Source organism: Streptomyces sp. CB02056 (assembly GCF_001905545.1).
In the GTDB taxonomy this organism is placed as follows: Bacteria; Actinomycetota; Actinomycetes; order Streptomycetales; family Streptomycetaceae; genus Kitasatospora.
Genome location: NZ_LIPD01000028.1, coordinates 62,183 through 65,412 on the forward strand (window position 1 = coordinate 62,183; position 3,230 = coordinate 65,412).

Below are 3,230 nucleotides of genomic sequence, written 5' to 3' on the forward strand. Positions count from 1 at the left end.
ATGGGACAAGAGTCCCATCACATATGCTGAACCCATGAGTCGATGGGAACCAGGTGCGCGTGAACGCCTCGTCGTGGCCGCGGTCGACCTGTTCACGGAGCAGGGGTACGACGCCACGACGGTCGCGCAGATCGCCGAGCGCGCCGGGGTCACCAAGAGCACCTTCTTCCGGCACTTCCCCGACAAGCGCGAGCTGCTGGTCGCCGGGCAGGAGACGCTGAGCCGGCTGCTGACCGAGGGCATCGCCGAAGCGCCCGGAGACGCCAGCCCGCTGGAGGCGGTCGCCGCCGGTCTCGAGCGCGCCTCGACCGCGATGGGCCCGGCCACCCGCGAACTCGCCCCCCGCCTGAAGGCGGCCATCGCCGCCAGTGCCGAGCTTCAGGAGCGTGACACCCTCAAGACCGTCAGCCTCGCGGCCGCGATGACCGCCGCGCTGGTCGCCCGCGGCGTACCCGATCCGATCGCGGCCCTCGCGGGCGAGCTGGGCGTCCTCGCCTTCAAGCGGGGGTACGCCGAATGGGCCGAGGGCGACGGCGGCGCCGGGCAGGCGCTCGCCGGGTACGTCCTGGCGGCCCTGGACGAACTGCGCGCGGCGAGCGCATCGCTGGGCTGACCGGAAGACCATCGTCCAGCGCTGGTGCGGCGAATGAGAAGCAGGCCTGACGGCTGCGGATTCGCGGTCGGGACGCCCGCGAAGCTCACCCCCAGGGCCTCACGCCATGCGGTTGATCAACGATCCGACGCCTCCTCAGGCCGCGATGTCCTGGCCGATCGCCCGCAGGACGTCGGCGAGCCACACCAGGTGGTACCCCACCGCACGATCCGGCTCGGCGAGGAGGTCGGTCAGGTGCTGCCAGGACTCGGAGAGCTGACCGATCGTGAGCTCGTCCGGGGCTCGGTAGACGTCGTAGAGGCCGTCCGGGGGGACGGACCAGAAGTAGTCCTTGTCCAGGGCGACGGTGTCGCCGGGTGTGGCGGCCTCGATGTGGCGCAGTACCAGGTCGAACGATCGGCGCAGGTCGGCAAGGGGGATGGACAGGGGTTCATCGGCCATGGGGATCAGTATCGGGCCTGTGCGACGGCGCTCGCTCCGGCTTTTCCGGCCGCCCGGCTCGGATCACCATGCGGCTGCGCGAGAAGTCGGTGGAGCCGACTTCCTGTGCGCGGGGGTGGTTGGGAGCTTGGGCTGAGCACGTCGGCCGCCCGCACGGTGTGCTCGGCGCCGTGAAAGGCTGGGGCATGTCCTATCACCTGCGGTTCTTCTTCGAGTACGGCGTCGACACCCCGTTGTGGCCGGGCCCTCAGAGCGCTCCCGACCTCGACAGCCCCTACGAATACCCCTGCGTCCTGGAGAAGCTGCCCATCACCCCGGCCACCCGGGACGAACTCACCAGACTCGCCGACCTGTACCAGTCCTCCCTCGACTGGGACCACCCGGCCGGCCCCTCGCCCTGGACCCGGGGCCAGCAGGAATCGTTCCGAAGCGAGGCCGACGTGGCGCTGGAGGCGCTGCGCCGCGAGCTGGGCGACGACTGGACGGTCGAGGACCGCAGGCACTGAACCCGCGCTCGCGGGCCGGGCCGTAGCCGGTGGCGAACTGCGCCGGACCGGCGGGTATCTCGGTGGCGACAGCTCGTCCGCGCTGCCAGAGTGCCCTGGTGCTGAAGGAATCCGATGTACTCGAAGTGCTGGACCTGCTCAAGAGCGCAGGGGCCGCAGCCTGGGTGGACGGCGGCTGGGGTGTGGACGCCCTGATCGGGGAGACGACCCGAACCCATGCGGACCTCGACCTGGTCGTCCTGCTGGACCAGCTCGACGTGGTGCGAGACGCGCTGGCCGAGGCCGGGTTCACGGAGGTCCTGCGGGACTGGCTGCCCGCCGCGCTTGCCGTCGCGGACGGTGCCGGCCGGGAGATCGACCTTCACCCCGTCCTCGGCTCCTCCCGCGAGGGCGGGGTGCAGCTTCTCCCGGGCGGTGAACGGTTCCACTACCCGCCGCCGGTGACCGGGACCATCGGCGGGCGCCGGGTCCCGTGTGTCGACGCGGCGACGCAGGTGCGGTGTCACCTCGGCTATGAAGCCACGGACAAGGACCGACAGGACATGGCACGGCTGCACGCCGGTACAGGAGTCGAGCTTCCCCTGGACTACATGCCTGCGCCCTGAAAGGGTCGGAACAGCGACCCCGAAGTGCTGCCCCTGCTCTACCTGCACGGCCTGTCGTCCGGGGACTTCGTGCCCGCCTTGGAGCAGCTCCTCGGCGGCACCGCCGGCCTGTCGCCGGCCACCATGACCTGGCTGACCAAGCAGTGGAGCGACGACCACGCCGACCCCCGGACCTGGGACCTGGCCGACCGGGACTACGTCTCCGTGTGGGCCGACGGCGTACACCCGGTGCCGTTGGTCCGTGCCGGCGCGCACTTCGAGAACGGCGTCCTGGTCGAGCGGCCCGAGGTGGCAGCATGAACGACATGTTCGAGGCACTTGAAGCGCTGACCGATCGCGATCCGGGCCGTCGGGACGTCGCCGCCGACGTCCTCGGGGACCTCCTGCGCGGCGCCGCACTCGACGCGGACTCCGCCCGCCTGGTCGTCGAACATTTGGTCAGCGTGGCCGTCAACGAACTGGTGACCAAGGTGCGCGAGTCCGCCCTGAACTCGATCAGCGAGGCGTTCGACCACTACCGCGTGCCTCCGGCTCTCGTCGAACCGCTGGCGGCAGCCATGCCGACGATGGAACGCCAACTCCTCGTCCACACGCTCTACATCCTCGGCGCCACCCACGCCCTGCAGGCCCGGCCGCTGATCGAACCCTATCTCCGTCACCCCGACCCAGAGGTGCGCGAGGAGGCTCGGCTCGCAGCAGCCGAGATCACCGCTGTCGAGTCGGAGGGCCTCACCCGCAACTCCTGACTGTTGCTCCCGTGGAGGGGAGCCGGGCCTAGTCAGCTCGCAGGGCTTCTATGCCAACAGGCTGTTCAGGAGTCCCTATTGGCGCAGTCGGTCGCCGGTGTGGTCGCCGCCTGGCGCGCGACTTCGGGCGCCGCACCAGCAGTGCCGAGGAGGATGGTCCACCGGGCGATGACGGTGCTCATGACCCGGTGGGTGGCTCCGGCGGACCTGGGCCGGTGGTCGGAAGGGCAAGGGGTGGAGTTGAGCGGCTGAGTCGGGGCTGCGCAGGAAGTCGGCGGGGTGACTCTGCTGGCGAAGTATTCGATCTAGGTCAGGCTCA

At 70.3% G+C, this 3,230-nt stretch carries 5 protein-coding genes and 1 pseudogene; 5 read left to right on the top strand and 1 reads right to left on the bottom strand.

The features are described 5' to 3' along the window. Positions 1-34 precede the first annotated feature (34 nt). A complete protein-coding gene (locus AMK13_RS40400; RefSeq protein ID WP_074006467.1) occupies positions 35-613 on the top strand; it encodes a TetR/AcrR family transcriptional regulator in 579 nt (192 codons plus the stop codon). A 135-nt stretch (positions 614-748) separates the two neighbouring features. Here AMK13_RS40400 and AMK13_RS40405 read toward each other — a convergent pair whose 3' ends face one another. Further along, positions 749-1,054, bottom strand: coding sequence for a hypothetical protein (locus AMK13_RS40405; RefSeq protein WP_074006468.1), 306 nt, complete (start codon positions 1,052-1,054; stop codon positions 749-751). A gap of 185 nt (positions 1,055-1,239) precedes the next feature. Between AMK13_RS40405 and AMK13_RS40410 the strand changes: the two genes are divergently transcribed. From AMK13_RS40410 to AMK13_RS40425, 4 genes and pseudogenes are all read left to right on the top strand, one after another. Then, positions 1,240-1,560, top strand: coding sequence for a hypothetical protein (locus tag AMK13_RS40410; RefSeq protein WP_074006469.1), 321 nt, complete (start codon positions 1,240-1,242; stop codon positions 1,558-1,560). A gap of 98 nt (positions 1,561-1,658) precedes the next feature. Continuing rightward, positions 1,659-2,165 (top strand): nucleotidyltransferase domain-containing protein, encoded by a 507-nt coding sequence (locus tag AMK13_RS40415; protein ID WP_338016395.1) that lies wholly within the window; start codon positions 1,659-1,661, stop codon positions 2,163-2,165. 21 nt (positions 2,166-2,186) lie between these two features. Beyond that, positions 2,187-2,390: pseudogene (locus AMK13_RS46520) on the top strand (IS256 family transposase); the annotation flags it as partial. A 71-nt stretch (positions 2,391-2,461) separates the two neighbouring features. Then, on the top strand, positions 2,462-2,911 hold the full coding sequence (locus AMK13_RS40425) for a hypothetical protein (protein WP_074006470.1): 450 nt from the start codon (positions 2,462-2,464) through the stop codon (positions 2,909-2,911). Positions 2,912-3,230: the final 319 nt, after the last annotated feature.